At 68.2% G+C, this 16078-nt stretch carries 16 protein-coding genes; 6 read left to right on the top strand and 10 right to left on the bottom strand.

Translation table 11 applies throughout. The features are described 5' to 3' along the window. Nucleotide 1: 1 nt before the first annotated feature. Nucleotides 2-1978, bottom strand: coding sequence for an APC family permease (locus IWX65_RS10015; protein WP_334683793.1), 1977 nt, complete (start codon nt 1976-1978; stop codon nt 2-4). Between the two features lie 114 nt (nt 1979-2092). Between IWX65_RS10015 and IWX65_RS10010 the strand changes: the two genes are divergently transcribed. Together IWX65_RS10010 and IWX65_RS10005 are read left to right on the top strand one after the other, a co-directional pair. After that, nucleotides 2093-2767 (top strand): potassium channel family protein, encoded by a 675-nt coding sequence (locus tag IWX65_RS10010; RefSeq protein ID WP_196882538.1) that lies wholly within the window; start codon nt 2093-2095, stop codon nt 2765-2767. Further along, nucleotides 2764-3516 carry a potassium channel family protein gene (locus IWX65_RS10005; RefSeq protein ID WP_196882537.1) on the top strand — a complete coding sequence of 251 codons (753 nt, stop codon included), beginning with the start codon at nt 2764-2766 and terminating at the stop codon, nt 3514-3516. Before IWX65_RS10010 ends, IWX65_RS10005 begins: the two co-directional genes overlap by 4 nt. On the opposite strand, the gene IWX65_RS10000 is transcribed toward IWX65_RS10005, so the two are convergent. The 4 genes from IWX65_RS10000 to dut form a co-directional block, all read right to left on the bottom strand. Next, a complete protein-coding gene (locus IWX65_RS10000) occupies nt 3502-4260 on the bottom strand; it encodes a DUF3159 domain-containing protein (protein WP_334683792.1) in 759 nt (252 codons plus the stop codon). The genes IWX65_RS10005 and IWX65_RS10000 overlap by 15 nt on opposite strands. After that, complete coding sequence (locus IWX65_RS09995; protein WP_196882536.1) at nt 4260-4493, bottom strand: hypothetical protein; 234 nt, start codon at nt 4491-4493, stop codon at nt 4260-4262. Before IWX65_RS09995 ends, IWX65_RS10000 begins: the two co-directional genes overlap by 1 nt. Nucleotides 4494-4595: 102 nt before the next feature. Continuing rightward, a complete protein-coding gene (locus IWX65_RS09990) occupies nt 4596-5342 on the bottom strand; it encodes a DUF3710 domain-containing protein (RefSeq protein WP_196882535.1) in 747 nt (248 codons plus the stop codon). Nucleotides 5343-5424: 82 nt separating this feature from the next. Next, entirely contained in the window at nt 5425-5985 is a 561-nt protein-coding gene (gene dut / locus IWX65_RS09985) for a dUTP diphosphatase (protein ID WP_196882573.1), read from the bottom strand. Nucleotides 5986-6147: 162 nt separating this feature from the next. On the opposite strand from dut, the gene IWX65_RS09980 reads away from it, so the two are divergent. Next, nucleotides 6148-6609: a DUF3093 domain-containing protein gene (locus IWX65_RS09980; RefSeq protein WP_196882533.1), complete on the top strand. Its 462-nt coding sequence runs from the start codon at nt 6148-6150 to the stop codon at nt 6607-6609. A gap of 15 nt (nt 6610-6624) precedes the next feature. Here IWX65_RS09980 and IWX65_RS09975 read toward each other — a convergent pair whose 3' ends face one another. After that, nucleotides 6625-6903: a DUF4193 family protein gene (locus tag IWX65_RS09975; protein WP_196882571.1), complete on the bottom strand. Its 279-nt coding sequence runs from the start codon at nt 6901-6903 to the stop codon at nt 6625-6627. A 117-nt stretch (nt 6904-7020) separates the two neighbouring features. Here IWX65_RS09975 and sepH point away from each other — a divergent pair, with 117 nt between their 5' ends. Genes sepH through IWX65_RS09960 form a run of 3 tightly spaced genes read left to right on the top strand, consistent with a single transcriptional unit; the run spans nt 7021 to nt 10722 of the window. Then, nucleotides 7021-8286 carry a septation protein SepH gene (gene sepH / locus IWX65_RS09970; RefSeq protein ID WP_196882531.1) on the top strand — a complete coding sequence of 422 codons (1266 nt, stop codon included), beginning with the start codon at nt 7021-7023 and terminating at the stop codon, nt 8284-8286. 58 nt (nt 8287-8344) lie between these two features. After that, entirely contained in the window at nt 8345-9103 is a 759-nt protein-coding gene (locus IWX65_RS09965) for a LamB/YcsF family protein (protein WP_196882529.1), read from the top strand. Next, the gene (locus IWX65_RS09960; protein ID WP_196882527.1) at nt 9100-10722 is read left to right on the top strand and encodes a 5-oxoprolinase/urea amidolyase family protein; all 1623 of its coding nucleotides are present in this window, start codon (nt 9100-9102) and stop codon (nt 10720-10722) included. The genes IWX65_RS09965 and IWX65_RS09960 overlap by 4 nt, the downstream gene beginning before the upstream one ends. Before the next feature lie 13 nt (nt 10723-10735). Here the strand turns inward: IWX65_RS09960 and IWX65_RS09955 are convergent, their stop codons facing one another. From IWX65_RS09955 to IWX65_RS09940, 4 genes are read right to left on the bottom strand one after another with little or no spacing between them, the layout of a single operon-like run. Continuing rightward, a complete protein-coding gene (locus tag IWX65_RS09955) occupies nt 10736-11452 on the bottom strand; it encodes a thymidine kinase (RefSeq protein WP_196882525.1) in 717 nt (238 codons plus the stop codon). Beyond that, the gene (locus tag IWX65_RS09950) at nt 11445-12662 is read right to left on the bottom strand and encodes an alkaline phosphatase family protein (RefSeq protein WP_196882523.1); all 1218 of its coding nucleotides are present in this window, start codon (nt 12660-12662) and stop codon (nt 11445-11447) included. Before IWX65_RS09950 ends, IWX65_RS09955 begins: the two co-directional genes overlap by 8 nt. A gap of 2 nt (nt 12663-12664) precedes the next feature. Beyond that, entirely contained in the window at nt 12665-13342 is a 678-nt protein-coding gene (locus tag IWX65_RS09945) for a DUF5998 family protein (RefSeq protein ID WP_196882521.1), read from the bottom strand. Nucleotides 13343-13367: 25 nt separating this feature from the next. Then, nucleotides 13368-16028 (bottom strand): bifunctional acetate--CoA ligase family protein/GNAT family N-acetyltransferase, encoded by a 2661-nt coding sequence (locus tag IWX65_RS09940; protein ID WP_196882519.1) that lies wholly within the window; start codon nt 16026-16028, stop codon nt 13368-13370. Nucleotides 16029-16078: the final 50 nt, after the last annotated feature.

Here is a 16078-nt window from a genome sequence, read left to right as displayed (position 1 = left end):
TCTACTTAAGGTTCTGGAAGTTCTGGGTGGCATCGGATGACGCCAGCTGCCAGGGGACGCTGGCCACCATCACTCCCGGAACGAAGTGGAGGCGTGTCTTGATGCGCAGTGCTGTCTGGTTGTGGACGAGCTGCTCCCACCATTTGCCCACCACGTACTCGGGGATGTACACGACGATGAGGTCCCGCGGGGAGTCCCTGCGCATCGTGCGGATGTATTCGAGGATGGGCGTGATGGTGTCGCGGTAGGGCGAGGCGAGAACCGTGATGGGAACGGGGATCTCGAATCTTTCCCAGTCCTCAAGGGTACGCCGTGTCTGCTCGGGGTCGACGTCCACGATGACGGCATCGAGCTTGGACGGGCGGGAGGCACGCGCGAAGGCGAGCGCCCGCAGCACGGGTTTGCGGACATGCGAGACGAGCAGGACGGCGTGGACGCGCGAAGGAAGCGCCCGGAGCCTCACGGCGTCATCGATGGCGAGCTCCTCCGCGACGGCGTCGTAGTGTCGCTTGATGCCGCGCATCGACACGAACAGCACAGCCATGGCCAGCAGGGCGATCCATGCACCGAACTCGAACTTCGTCACGAGGACCACCACCAGGACCGCCGCGGTGAGGACGAAGCCGAGCGTGTTGATGGCCCGTGACTTCTGCATCCGCCGCCGCTCGGGCTTGTCAACAGTGCTGCGCAGGTTTCGGGTCCAGTGTTTGATCAGCCCGAGCTGGCCAACGGTGAAGGAGACGAAGACGCCCACGATATAGAGCTGGACGAGCGCGGTGACGTCGGCCCGGAAAGCCAGGATGAGCACGGCCGCGCCAAGCCCGAGTGCCAGGATGCCATTGCTGAAGGTGAGGCGGTCGCCGCGCGTGCGCAACTGGCGGGGAAGGTAGCCGTCGGCCGCGAGGATCGATGCGAGGACCGGGAAGGCAGTGAACGCAGCGTGACCCGCGAGCAGGAGGACCAGGGCGGTCGCAGCGACAATGAGGTAGAAGGGCACGGAGTCGGCGGAGAACACGGTGGACGCGAGCTGGCTGAGAACCGGGTGCTGGATGTACTCCCCCGCGACGGGCCTGCCGTCCAGCAGGAGCTGCGCGGCCGGGTTCTGCACCACGTGGACCCTGGCGGCGTTGGCGAGGTAGATGACGCCCGCGAGCATGGCCGCTGACACGACTCCGAGCACGAGGAGCGTCGACGCGGCGTTCGGGCCTTTGGGTGCCTGGAAACTCGGCACATTGGAGCCCGGCCCCTCGACGCCGGTAAGCGCTGCCGCTCCGGCGGAGAAGGCCCGCAGTACCAGCAGTGCCCCCGCCAAGCCGACAAGACCGGCATCGAATGCCGGGTCCGGAATGATCTCGAACCTGGCGCTGGGGGCTTCCCGCAGGGTTCCGGCGAGCACCTGGACAAGACCTGTCAGGCACAGGCCGGCGACTGCTGCCAGGAAGATGTAGGTGGGAACGGCCCTCGCCCGCGCTCCGCCGACCGACCCCCTCAGGTTGAGAAGGACCAGGATCGCCACTCCCGCAATCGCGAGGGGCACCCGGAACTCTACGAGGCCCGGCGCCAGCGCCACGAAGTACTGTGCCGCTGCGGAGACGGATACCGTGACGGTCAGGACGTAGTCGACCATGAGGGCAGAGGCCACCGTGGCCCCGGCCCGCGGACCGAGGTTCCGTTTGGCGATCTCGTAGTCGCCGCCACCCGTCGGGTAGGCGCGCACTCCCTGCCGGTAGGACGCGATGACCACCAGCAGGACCACGATCACCGCCAGCCCGACCCACGGGGAAACGGCGACGGCGGCAACTCCGGCGAGGGCAAGAGTGAGGAGGATCTCGTCCGGTGCGTAGGCCACCGACGAGAAGGCATTGGCGGAGAACACCGGCATGGCCAGCCATCGCGGCAGGCTGCGCTGCCGCAGCCGGTCACTGGCGAACGGCTTGCCCACCAGCACCCGCTTGGCGGCCTCGAAAAAAGTCAGCACAGCCCACAGACTAGCGCGTTTGCGCCCGCTCCAACCCATTAGGCTTGAGGCAGGTGGCGCAGCCGGAACGGTCCGGATGGCCGCCGCACAACGCAGCAGACAGGGGTGCCCTCGGTGGCTCATTTCGTGATCATGGGATGCGGCAGGGTGGGCGTCAGCCTGGCTCATACGCTCGACGAGTCCGGCCATACGGTCGCCATCATCGACCAGGACGACCGCGCGTTCCGCCGGTTGCGAGGCTCCTTCGGGGGGAGGAGGGTCACCGGGGTGGGCTTCGACCGCGACACGCTCAAGCAGGCCGACATCGAGAAGGCCTATGCCTTCGCCGCCGTCTCCAGCGGCGACAATTCGAACATCCTGGCCACGCGGGTGGCCCGTGAGACCTTCCACGTGCCCCACGTGGTAGCGCGCATCTACGACCCGGGGCGTGCGGAGATCTACCAGCGCCTCGGCATCCCCACCGTCGCCGCGGTGCGTTGGAGCGCCGACCAGGTGCTGCGACGCATCCTGCCGGAGCAGAGCATCAACGGCGATTTCCGCGAGACCTCGGGCCGGCTGATCCTCGGTGAACTTGCTCTCGACGATGCCTGGCTGGGCCGTTCCCTCCGGGACATCGAGGCGGCCGGCGGTGTCCGCATTGCATACCTGACGCGCTTCGGCGAGGGCATTCTCCCGTCCGAGGAAACCAGCTACCAGCAGGGCGACATCCTCCACGCGATGATGAAGACGACGGCGACCGACGAGATTGCACGCGTGCTCGCCAAGGGACCGCAGGAGGAAGCCGAATGAGAGTGGTAATCGCCGGGGCGGGAAGTGTCGGGTCGTCCATCGCCCGGGAACTCCTGTCCAACAAACACGAGATCCTGATGATCGACGAGAAGCCCGAGGCGGTCGGGCGCAGCGGCCTCAAGGGCGCGACCTGGCTCATCGGCGACGCCTGCGAGCTCACGACGCTCAAGGACGCACGGTTGGACGAGGCGGACGTCGTGGTCTCCGCAACCGGTGATGACAAGGTAAACCTCGTGGTGTCGCTACTGGCCAAGAGTGAGTTCGGTGTAGGCCGCACCGTGGGGCGTGTCAATAATCCGAAGAACGACTGGATGTTCGACGATTCGTGGGGCGTCGACGTCGCTGTCAACACACCGCGCCTCATGACGGCGCTCGTTGAGGAAGCCGTGGAGATCGGCGACCTCGTGCGGCTTCTGACCCTGCAGGCCGGGGTGTCGTCGATCGTCGAGTTCACGGTGCCGCAGGACTCGCCGCTGGTGGGCCATACCGTGGGCTCCATCTCGCTCCCCGAGGACTGCGCTGTGGTGGCGATCCTGCGGGACGACGCCCCCATCACCCCGAGCCCGGACGACGTGGTGGAAGCCGGCGACGAAGTGTTCTTCCTTGCGGCGATAGCGGCGGAGGATGCGCTGCGCGTCGCTCTCTCGGCACGGGACGGAGCTCGGGACGGAGCACGGGAGGGAGCGCAGGAGGAGGACGCACCTGAGAGCGCGCCACCCGATCGCAGCGGTTCCTCAGCGGTGCTCTGACCGAACGGGTGGTTTGGAGATCAGCCACGCGAACCACAGCCCGAGGGCGTAGAGCGGCAGCCCCATGGCTACGCGCATCGATCCCAGTGCCGCGATGTTCTCCGCCAGGTACAGCGGAAGCTGCACTGCCAGCCGGAGGGCCAGCACCGCCACAAGGATCCAGGTTGCCGTCGCGTAGGCCCGGACGCGGCGGGAGTCCTTCCGCCATTCGGCCCCTTCACCGCGGAGGAAGCCGAACAGCAGCCCGGCGAAGGGCCAGCGAACCGCGATCGAGATGATCATGGCCACGATATAGGCGCCGTTGACGTAGAACCCGGGCAGGAAGAAGTCCTCGGCGTTTCCGGTGCGAAGCGCCACGAAGGCACAGATCGCCACGCCGATAAGTCCCGACAGTGCCTGGGTGAGGGGCTTGCGGGACACCAGTCGGATTCCCGAGAACACTGCGGCGGAGGCGAGCGCAGCGATGAGCGACACGGTGAGATCGCGGGTGATGGTGAAGAGCACGGTGAACAAGAGCCCGGGGATGACGCTCTCGGCGAGGCCCTGCTTGCCGCCGATCGAGGACAGCACGTCGATCTGCCCGGCGGCGTCGCGCTTGACGCCCGACTGGGCAGCGTACTGCGATGCGAAACCGGCGGCGCCGTGTTCACCGGTGCCGGGAACGCTTTCCGTGCTGTCGTGCTGGTTTTCATTGTCCGGGTTCTCGTCGTGCTGGTGCTTTTTCAACGCGTCGCGCCTGTCCACTAGTGTTCCTCCGGCCGTCCGATGATCTCGTAGCGGGGATTGTAGATGGTGGGGACCCCGTCCACCTGGCTCGCCATCCCTTCGAAGGCCAGCTCCACACCGGCCACGATCCCCGGCACGCGCCGCTGGCCCATCCAGACGAGCCGGATGCGCACCGCGGGCGAACCCGCACTGCCGGAGAGCTTTACGGTCGCCGCGAACTGGGGTGCGCTCGTCGTCGGCTGGATAGTCACGCGGTCGATGAAGCCGCGGCCGGCGAAGCGCCCCCTGGCCGCGGGAGCCGGCGAACCAGCGCGCGAGCGATGCGCCCCAACCCGCAAACCGGCCACCAATCTCTACCTGATCTCGGTGATCTCGGGGCCGCGCTCGAGGGGGTTGAGGTCCGGGCGGGCAGGTGCTTGCGGAGGCGGCGTCGTCTGCGCATCCTTGGGCAGCCGCAGCGGCAGGAGCTCCCGCGGGGGCAGCGGATGGTCGCCGCGCACCACCACGACGCTGCGGAAAAGCGCCTCGACGGGTGCCGCATTGTTGGCGTCGATCGCCGCGCGTCCTCCGAAGACACCCCGAAGGAACCATCGCGGACCGTCCACTCCGACGAATCGCGCCACACGGTGACCGGGCTGGCCGTCGGGCAGTTGCGCCGGCAGCTTCGCCATCAGTTCAGTGCCGAAGGTTCCGCTCTTCTCCTCGACGGTTCCGCCCTGTGACCCGACCGACCGTCCGATCTGCTCGCGGATGTCGTCCCAGATGCCTCCCGTGCGCGGAGCGGCGAACGCCTGCAGCTGGAGAGTGGATCCGTTGAGGTCCAGTGTCACGGCGATGACCCGCTTGGTTTTCTCCTCGACCTCCAACCGGAGCTGGAGGCCCTCTGCCGCACCGATGCGGAGCGCGCCGAGATCGATGTAGCCGTCGAGCGCTTCCTTCTCGGCGGAATCGAACGGCCCGCTGTCGCGAATGAATGCGGCACTGACCACTTCCGTCCCGGCGTCGGCCTTCACCGCGTCTCCAGCGTCAGCTGCCTGCCCATCGGCGGGTCCCGCAGCCGCCTCGTCCTGCTTGTTCTTCTTCAGGCGCCCAAAAACCATGAGTGGGTTCCTTTCCCTTGACGATTGTGTCCTCGATGCTGGGTGCACGCCATCCGGTGCGCACCATGAAACAGGGTGAAAGTCATGTCCGGCTGCTCTCGTCCCTCCGGAACCCGTCCTGTTCGGCGGGTGATCCGGTGCCCGCGGTGAACCCGCCCGTCGAACCGAATCCGCCCGTGCCCCTGACCGACTGCGGCAACTGGCTGACCTGCTGGAATTCGGCGCGGGCCACCCGTTGGATGACCAGTTGGGCAATGCGGTCGCCTCGGGAGAGATGAACGGTGTTGCCGCGGTCGGTGTTCAGCAGGCATACCTTGATCTCGCCGCGGTAACCTGCGTCCACGGTGCCGGGTGCGTTGACGATCGTGAGCCCGTGCCGCGCGGCGAGTCCCGAGCGGGGGTGGACGAAGCCTGCGTATCCCTCGGGCAGCGCGATGGCGACACCCGTGGGGACGAGGAGCCGCTCCCCCGGAGCGAGGGAAAGATCCACCCGGCTGCAAAGGTCCGCGCCGGCATCTCCGGGCGTGGCATAGGCCGGAACCTCGAGGCCGTCGTCGAGCATTCGAATCTGGACCGGCAGGTCCTCTTGTGTGTCAGGCACCAGCGTCTCCAACAATCGGGGGTCTAGGCAATCGGGTCTCATCACAGGTGGGGATTTTGCGCACCCCCAACTTTCGCTCCTCACCGCCGGAACACCCGGTCCGCCGGGACCGCGGCAGGTACAGGGAATTACTTTAGCCCCTTTGCCCTACCGTCGCCTGGTGGCCGGGATGAAACCCGCCGGAAAAGATGGAATGGTTGGAGCATGCCAAACGCCGCAGAAGGATCCGCCGACGTCGTTCTCTACGAGGAGAAGCTGTGGCCGTCCCCGTGGATCTGGCTGATAGCGGCGGGAGTCTCCAGCGCCGCGATCGTGACGTTCGCGCCGATCGACATCAGCATCGGCTACCTTGCCGCCGTAGTTCTGGCCGGAATCATCACGACCCTGCTCATCCTCTCCACCCCGCGCATCGCGGTGACACGCTCGACGCTGACGGTTGGACGGGCCACCATCGAGCGGCGCTACCTGGGATCCGTGGAGCTGTACCGGGGGGAGGACGCCACCCGCGAACGCGGCACTTCCCTCCACGGGCTGGCCTACCTGTGCATCCGGGGCTGGATCTCCCCGGTCGTGAAGATCGAGGTGGTCGATCCCGAGGACCGGACCCCCTACTGGCTCACCTCCACGCGGAAACCGGAGAAGCTGGTGGCGGCGCTGGCCTCCTGAGCGGGTTCCGCCGGCTCAGCCCCGACAATCCAGGCAGTAGAGCAAGCCACCTTCGTTTTCTGCGATCTGGGAGCGGTGCCGCACCAGGAAGCACGACGAGCACGTGAATTCGTCGGCCTGGGCCGCCAGGAACTCGACCACCGGTTCATCGCCCGACATGTCGGCGCCCGGCAACTCGAAGGAATCCGCTGCTGCAATCTCGTCCTCATCGATCACCGGGGACTGGTCTGTCATCAGTTTTCCTGCCGCCTTTCTTCTGTCCTGCCATTGGAGTCCAGCATTATTGTTCAGCATTTCTGCCGTAATCCACACCGTGGCGCCAGTTCCGCGCCACGCCACCGGGTGTAGTAGGAATGGGAGCCATTCAATGGCACAGTTTCACCTAGAGATAACTGTCGGCTGGAGGATTGAATGCAGGAGCTACGTCTGGTGGGCGTCCATGAGAATGGCGCACACCTGCTGCTCAGCGGCGACGAGGGCACTACTTTCCGCCTGCCGATCAACGAAGCGTTGAGGATCGCGAGCACACGGCCGTCGACCCGTGTTGCCCCCCTTCCTCCGACCAATGGACAGGCAGCCGTGCATCTCACCCCCAAGGACATCCAGGCACGCATCCGAAGCGGTGCAAGCGCCGAGGAAGTGGCCGCCGAATCGGGCCTCGAACTCGATCACGTCCTACGGTACGAGGGACCCATCCGCGCGGAGCGCGACTACATGGCGTACCTCGCCCAGCGCGTCGAAGTAGCTTCCCCCGTGCCCTTCCACGACGGGTACCGCTCCGCCTTCGGCAACAACCCGGCACAGCTCGGCGACATGGTCGCGTTCCGTCTACAGGCCTACGGGATCGACCCGGCCGGCGTCGACTGGGACTCGTGGAGGCGGGCCGACGGCGTGTGGCTCGTGGTGGCGCGCTTCGCGCTACCCGAAGGCAGCACGGTGTCCATCGGTGAGGACCCTCCCGCACAGTGGACCTTCAATCCGACGCGCCGCATCCTCACCAATGCGAACCGCTGGGCGCAGGTCCTCAGCGAGCTCGAACCGCTCGACGGGCCGCTTCCGGCGCGGCGGCTCAGCGCCGTCGCCGACCGCGTCTTCGACTTCGAAGCGGAGAAGGACGACGACGGCCCCACGGCGGGTTCCGACCCCGACGGTCTCCTTGACGTCCTGAGGTCCCGTCGCGGCCAGCGCCTCGGCGCTGACGAGGAGGGCGACGACGCACTGGCCGAACTCCTCACGAGGGGCAGCATCCCCGCCGCCCACCCGCGGAATGAAGCGGATGACCGCGACTCCGCGGACAACGCTCCGGACCACGCCGCCGCGGAGTCGATACCTGCCGGGCTCGGACTGGCCCCGGCGCTGCCGGCGGACGACGACAGCGGAACACGTCACGAGGACGGCAGCCCGAAACTGTACGACGGGGTCAGCGCAGATACACGCGAGATCAGCATCTTCGCCAGGCCGGCAGGATCGGGACGAGACGGCGGAAAATCCGTGTCGGGACCGGCCGCACAGGAAAGCCCGCACGATGAGGCAAAGCCTTCCGAGGAGCCGCAGACCCGGAAGAATCAGGGAGTGGCACCCGCTAGGACCGATGAGCCTGCGGACCGCCGCAACAAGCCCAAACGGTCAAGCGTCCCCAGCTGGGACCAGATCGTGTTCGGCACGAAGGGCGACTAGCGCTGGGCTGGGCAGCCGGGTATGGATCGGGAACCAGTGCTGGGGGACGGAGGTCCCCTTGCCCTCCATCGACCTGAACAGTGACGTCGGCGAATCCTTCGGCACCTGGATCCTGGGCGACGACGCCGCCGTGTTCCAGCACGTCTCCAGCGCCAACGTGGCCTGCGGCTTCCATGCCGGGGACCCCAGCACCATCGCGCGGACCTGCCGCGACGCCGTCGCTGCCGGAGTGACCATCGGCGCCCACGTGGGGTACCGGGATCTGGCCGGGTTCGGCCGGAGGTTCCTGGACTGCTCGGCCACGGAGCTCGCCGACGACGTCCTGTACCAGCTGGGCGCACTCCAGGCCCTCGCGCAGGCCGCAGGAGCCGGGATCAGATACGTGAAACCACACGGCGCGCTCTACAACACCATCGTCCACCACGAGATCCACGCCCAGGCGGTGGTCGACGCCGTCCACGCCTTCGACCCCGGACTGCCGCTGCTGCTCCTCCCCGAGGCCGTGGCACGCTCACGCGCCGAGGCAAGGGGCATGAGGGCGCTCTCCGAGGCCTTCGCCGACCGCGCCTACAACCCGGACGGTACCCTGGTCCCTCGTCAGGAGGACGGCGCCGTGCTGCACGACTCCCGGCAGATCGCGGACAACATGGTGCGCCTTGCTACCCAGGGACAGATCACCGCGCGGGACGGTTCGGTGTTCGACGTCCGCGCCGACAGCATCTGCGTGCATGGTGACACGCCCGGCGCGGTGGCGATGGCCGGCGCGGTGCGCACCGCACTCGAGGAAGCCGGTGTATCCGTTCGGAGCTTCGTGTGAGTAGCATCGCGGTGCGCTGGGCAGGCCCTCGGGCAGTCCTCGCGGAGGTTTCGACCCTCCCGGACGTGCTCGCCCTGCACCGGCGGCTCACCGCGCAGCCGCTGCCGGGGCAGCTCGACGCCGTAGCCGGCGCCCGAACGGTGCTGGTCCGTTTCTCCGGCCACGAGGCGGCGGTCTCCGCCGCTGCGGCCCTGCCGCACCTGGATCCTCCGACGTCCGGCCGGCCCGGCGGGCGCGAAGTGACGATCGAAGTAGTGTACGACGGCGTTGACCTCGACGAGGTCGGGCGGCTCACCGGCCTCGGCCGCGACGGCGTGATCAGCGCCCACACCGGCCAGCCGTGGAGCGGTGCGTTCGGCGGATTCGCCCCCGGCTTCACCTATCTGGTCGGGGAGGACCGGCGCCTGCACGTTCCGCGCCGCACCACCCCCCGTACCGCCGTTCCGGCGGGATCCGTAGCACTCGGCGGCGAGTTCTCCGCGATCTACCCGCGCCGGTCCCCCGGCGGCTGGCAGATCATCGGAACGACGGCGGCGCGGATGTGGGACCTGGAGCGGGAGCAGCCGGCCCTCGTCCGGCCCGGCGATACCGTGCGCTACCGGGCGGTCCGCGAACTGGCCGACCTCGGGAATTCCGCTACGCCATCGGGCAAGCGACGAGAACCCGCCGGGCCCGACGCCGGACTCGAGGTCGCGTCCGCCGGCCTGCTGTCCCTCCTGCAGGACCTCGGCCGCCCCGGCAACGGTGACCTCGGCGTCTCCCCGTCCGGTGCGGCGGACCAGCCGTCGGCACGCCAGGCCAACCGCCTCGTCGGCAACCAGGCCGGTGCGGCCGTCGTCGAGAACCTGCTGGGCGGGCTGTCGCTTCGGGCGCACGGCGACCAGGTGGTCGCCGTCACCGGCGCCCCGGTTCCGCTCCGCGTTTCGGGCCCGGGAACCCCGCGGAAGCCTGCCATGGGCCACCCCTTCGCACTGCTCGACGGTGACCTGCTCGCCCTCGGCACACCGACTGCAGGGCTTCGCAGCTATGTCGCAGTGCGCGGCGGGTTCGATGTCCTGCCGGTCCTCGGCAGCAGATCATCCGACACACTGTCCGGAATCGGGCCCGCTCCCCTGGCGCCGGGTGCGGTGCTTCCCGTCGGAGCCGTGCGGGGGCTCCCGCCCGTGGGTTCCCCCGAGGAGACGATGCTCCGTCTGGGTGCCGGGACCATGGAGCTGCGGATCACCCTCGGCCCGCGGAATGACTGGTTCACCGACCAGGCCATCAAGGCTCTCCTCACCCGGGAATGGAGGGTGACGAACCAGTCGAACCGCGTGGGCGTGCGCCTGGCGGTTTCGAGCACCGACCCCGCCCGGACGGAGGAGGCAGGAGTGCTGGAAAGGGCGCGGTCGGGGGAGCTACCCAGCGAGGGCACGGTGGTCGGGGCGCTCCAGGTTCCTCCCTCGGGGCAACCCGTCCTGTTCCTGGCGGACCAGCCGGTCACCGGTGGCTACCCGGTGATCGGTGTGGTGGCGGCCGAGGACGTCTCCCTCGCAGCCCAGCTGCCGCCAGGGCAGCTGGTCCGCTTTCTGCTCGTGGACCCGGCCACCCTGGCGCCTTCGGCAATGACGGCTGGGTAGCAGCGCAGGCAGTTCAGGCTGCCCCGAACGGCAGTGGCATCTCGTTACCCTGCAGTGACGGGACGGTCCGGGCGGTCTGCCTGCGCATATGGTGCCTGCGGCACAGGGTTTCGTAGCCGACCGACGTATCGGCGGCGCCCGGCCTGCCTCCGGATCCCGAGCTCGGGTGTCCGTAGGCCTGCATGCCGCCGTCCTCCTGCTGATCCACGTTGCCCACCACCATCTGGTCGCCCTCGACCACCATCACACCGTCCACGACCCTCGCGTTGTGCGTGGCGCGACGGCCGCACCAGCAGAGCGCTTCGACCTGCAGGACCTGAATTCGGTCGGCGAGCTCGATGAGGCGCTGCGACCCGGGGAAAAGGTGCGTGCGGAAATCGGATGTGATGCCGAAGGCGAAGACGTCGATCGTCATCTCATCGACGATCCTTGCCAGCTGGTCGATCTGCCGGCTCGTGTAGAACTGCGCTTCGTCGCAGATGAGGTAGTCGACGCGTGCACCGTTGGTCAGCCGGTCGGCGATCTCGGTCCAGAAGTTCGACCCGGGGCGCACCTCGACGGCGTCCACCTGAAGACCGAGGCGGCTGGAGATTATCGATTCCCCAGCGCGGTCATGGGAGCTGAACAGCACTCCCCGGCGCCCGCGTGCCCGATGATTGTGGTCCATCTGGAGAGCGAGCGTCGATTTTCCGCAGTCCATCGTTCTCGAGAAGAAGACCAGCTCAGCCACGGGAGGCGCCTGCCGTCCGGCCGGCACGGACCGCCGGCTGCAGCGGCTTGCCGGGCCGGGCGAGTGTCAGCAACGGCACCTCGCGCTCGGCTCGGGTCCAGGAGCCGTGCTGGCCCACCACTTCGCGGGCGGATTCCGAGGACCGGCGCGCATCGAACAGGGCGATCGGCTCCCGTGCGGCGATAAGCAGGTCCCCGATGCGGGGCAGGACGGTCGGAGCCACGGGTCCGAAGAACCCGCCGTTCACCGCCTCATCCCGTGTCAGCACCCACGCGGACTTTCCGTACGCTTCCTGCCACCGGGAGGAAAGCCCGTTCCGTCCGGCTGCATCGAGCCCCGGTTCACAGTACAGATGCACGAGCCGCGGCTCGCCCGCCGTATGCGCGATACCGTCCACCAGGGACTCCTGGGCCGAGAAGTCGAATCTCTTCGAAGGCTCGACGTCGACCATGCCGTGGTCGGCGGTGAGGAGGACGAGCGTGTCCGGCGGGACCTGCTTCACGAGGGAGCGCATGGCGAAATCGAGGTCCTCCAGGCGGCTCAGCCATTCGGCCGAGTTCGCGCCGTACCTGTGGCCGGCCTTGTCCAGATCATTGAGGTAGAAGTACATCAGCATCGACTCCGACCCGGCCAGCTGCTCCGCCGCGAGCCGGATCCGCGCCTGGACCGTGTTCCCTCCCGCGAAGCCGCCGCCGCGCAGGGCTGCCCTGGTCATCGGTGAGTCTGCGAACCGTGGCTGGCTGACCGTGAGGACCGGCAACTCCGCGGCGACCCGTTCGAAAACCGTGGGATGTGGCTGCCAGCGGAGGGGGTCCACCTGGTCATCCCATCGGCCCAGCATGTTGACCACTTTGTCCTGTGCCGGGTCGAGGACGTCGTACCCCACCATGCCGTGCTGACCCGGGGGCAGCCCGGTGCCGAGGCTCGCCAGCGAAGCCGCCGTCGTCGAGGGAAAGGCGGCGCTGAGGCGTTGCCCACCGTCCAGCTTCTGGCGCAGGAAAGGCGCGTGGCCCGCGTACTTCCTGAGCAGCGACAGTCCGAGGCCGTCCACCATCACCACGCACACCCGGCGTGCGGCGGGAAGCCCGAGGGCATTGGAGAACGTCTCGAGTCCCAACGCGGCAGCGGCACTGGTCAGTACCTCGGCAACCGTTCCCGTGCCGAAGGGAGGGGGCGGGGGCAGCGGCTCGTCGGCGTTCGAAGGCACCACGACTACCGCTGGTGGTGCGCACGCGTGAAGCGGCCGCCGAACCCTGGCTGGCGGCGTCCACCGGCGTCGGAGGTGAGGACCAGCCCACCGCCGGTCGAACTCGCGGTATTCACCTGGCGCAGGGCCCGGGCGAAGGACTTGGCGTTCTGCACGGCCTGCACGCCGTCGGCCTCGGCGCTGACCCGGAGCACGATGTCCTCCTGGGCGACGGTCCCGGTGTACCCGTGGTCGGCATCGCACTGGGCGTCTCCGCAGCTTGCGGGTCCCATGTCGAGGCGCTGGCCTCCGGACCAGGCGATGGCCAGGGTCATCTCGCGCGTCTGGTCGGACGGCTTGTAGTCCTGCGGCTGCGCGTAGAGGTAGCTGAGCACCACGGAGCGGATCTGGCTGACGGGCACCGATTCCGTGGAGATCTGGGCCATGACCTGCTCGCCTGTTTCGTCGAGCTGCTGGTCGTCCACATGGGTGATCACGAGCATGTCCTCGGTGAGGACCAGCACCGTGATGTGACGGTGGACTTCGGTGCGTTCGAAGTGGGTCTCGAGGTGAGCCACATGGGAGAGCGGCTCCCGGCCGTCAAGGGCGTCGTGGACCACGTCGGCGACCAGGCGCGGATAGAATCCGGCACGCTCAAGGGAGGAGTCGAGGTCGCGGCGCTGCGCGGAAAGCGAAGGGGTCATGACTCAAGCCTACCGGCGAGGCACCCTAGTCCCGCATCGCCCGGCGGGCACTGTCGGTGCGCTGTTGGGGATTGCCCACGTCAATACGGGCCCCAAGGATGGACAGCCCGGCGGTCGACACGAGTACCGGATTGAATTCCAGCAGCGCGATCTCCGGGTGGCGGTCCTTCAGCAGCGCAACCCGTGCGACGAGATCCTCGATGGCACCGACGTCGGCCGGCGGCAGGCCCTGGTAGCCGAACAGCCTCCGCGACGCCCGGGGGGTCCGCACGAGATCCGAGACGTCGACGGTGCTCAGCGGAGGAACGGCGTGGCCCCAGTCGTCGAGCAGGTTGACGGCGTCTCCGGCCATCCCGAAGGACACCACGGGGCCCAGGAGCGGATCCTCAATGGCCCGGAGCGTGCAGGCCTGTCCCGCCGGCACCATGGCCTGGATTTCCATGCCGAAGCTGCCGAAGGGCGCCAGGACCTTTTCCATCTGCCCGATGTTGTGCTCCAGCGCTGCCGGGGTATCGATGTTCAGCCGAACGCCACCGAGGTCCAGCCGGTGACGGAGGTGCTCGTCCATGGTTTTCAGCGCGACCGGCCACCCGAGCCTGTCGGCGGCCGCGACGGCCTCTTCCACGGACTCGAACCGCATCGCCGGTACCAGCTCGATGCCGTAGTGCATCATCAGCTCGGCGCTCTCGTCGGGCGCCAGGCGGGTCAGCCCGACACCGGTGACGCGGCGGAGGATCCCCGCGAGCTGAGCCGAGGCGGCGTCGGAATCGGTACCCTCGGGGTCGATGAACTCGCCGTGGTCCCGCACCCGCCACTGCGTGTACTTCGCCACCGCCCCCAGGGCAGCGAGGGCGGCTCCCGGGCTGGGGAAGCAGGGGATGCCGTGTTCGATGCCGTCGGGCTGCAGCCGCTGGTCCAGGACACCGGTGAAGGAAGCGACGACGGGCTTTCCCGCCCTCTCCCCGCAGCGTCGCAGGCATTCGGCGATCGCTTCGGCACTCAGGCCCCGCGCGGGCAGCGTGGTGACGACGGCGCCATTCACCGCGCCGTCAGCGAGCGCGGCGGAGACGGCGTCCTCGAGTGCCGGCAGGGCAACCGACATCCCAGTGTCCAGGTCGAGGTCGGTGACAAGCCGTGCAACCGTCAGGGACTGCGCCGCGACGGCGTCGGCCACCACCTTCCCCAAACCGGAGGAATTGCTGAAAACCGCGATGTTTGGTCCGTCCGGCAGCGGCTGGGAGGAGACGATCTGGGCCACATCCATGAGTTGCTCGGTCGTTTCGACCCGGATCACCCCGGACTGCCGGAGCATCGCATCGAGCGCTCCGCCCGGAGCCTGCGTGGTGCGGACGGCGTGGCCGGGCGGGAGTTGCAGCCCGGTGACGTCCGATTTCGCCACGATGACCGGTTTCGTCAGCGCCAGCCGGCGCGCGATGCGTGAGAACTTGCGCGGGTTACCGATGGACTCGAGGTACAGCCCCACTGCGCCGGTGGCGGCGTCGTCCTCCCAGTACTGCATGGCGTCGTTACCGGAGACGTCGGCACGGTTGCCCGCCGAGATCACCGAGGACAAGCCGAGCCCGCGGCGGCTCGCCGCGGCGAACAGCATCACGCCGAGGCCGGCGGACTGGCTGAACAGGGCCAGGTTCCCCCGGCTCGGGAGGGACGGGGCCATGGACGCATTCAGCCGCACCGCCGGATCCGTGTTGACGAGGCCCAACGACGCCGGCCCCACCACCCGCATGCCATGGGCCCGTGCACGGTGCACGAGTGCGCGCTGCTCGGCAATCCCTCGTCCGTCGTCGGCGTAGCCTGCGGTGGCGACGAGCAGTCCCTTCACACCGGCGGCGGCACACTGGTCCACCACGGCGTCCACCTGCTCGTGCGGCACGGCGATCACCGCGAGGTCGACGGGCTCGGGCACCTCGGCGAGGGTGGCATGCGAGAGCAGTCCGTGCAGTTCGAACGCTTCGTGGTTGACGGCGTACACCGTTCCGGTGAAACCACCCTCAACGAGGTTCTCCAGGAGCGCGTACCCTACGGTCCCCCACTCGCGGCTCGCACCGATGACGGCGATGGTCGACGGCGCCATCAGCTCGGCGACGCTGCGCGCCTCGGCGCGGTGCTCCCGCGCCTCCATGACCGCGCGCGATTTGGCGGTCTCGTCGATGTCGAAGCTCAACATCACCACGCCGTCGTCGAAATGCCGCTTCACCTCGTAGCCGGCCTCGGCGAAGACGGTGATCATCTTGCGGTTCTCGGGAAGCACCTCCGCGGAGAACCGCCGGATGCCGTTCTCACGCGCTGCGGCGGCCAGGTGTTCAAGGAGGATCGATCCGAGCCCGCGGCCCTGGTGGGAGTCCGACACGTTGAAGGCGACCTCGGCTTCCTGCGGGTCCTCGAGCCGGTCATAGCGCCCGATCCCAAGGATGTCGGAGCCCCGCGTGATGACGAAGGCCACGCGGTCGTGGTGGTCCACCTCGGTGAACCGCTTGAGCTCCCTGGTGCTCAGCTTGGCCTTGTAGGTGAAGAACCGGAGGTAGATTGAGTTCTGCGACTGGCTGACGTGGAAGGACTGCACGGCGTCGGCGTCGGAGGGTGAGATTGGCCTCAAGTGCCCGGTTCCGCCGTCCCGCAGGACGACATCCGCTTCCCAGTATTCGGGGTAATGTCCGTCGGCCGCCATAGACTCACCCTAGTGGGCATCGCCTGCGCGCGTCAGCGCCGGGCTGGATG

Origin of the sequence: Arthrobacter sp. CAN_A214 (assembly GCF_015751955.1) — a bacterium.
Classification (GTDB): domain Bacteria; phylum Actinomycetota; class Actinomycetes; order Actinomycetales; family Micrococcaceae; genus Arthrobacter_D.
The sequence above is the reverse complement of the archived record's forward strand: the minus strand, read 5'-3'. Positions and strand labels throughout refer to the sequence as shown.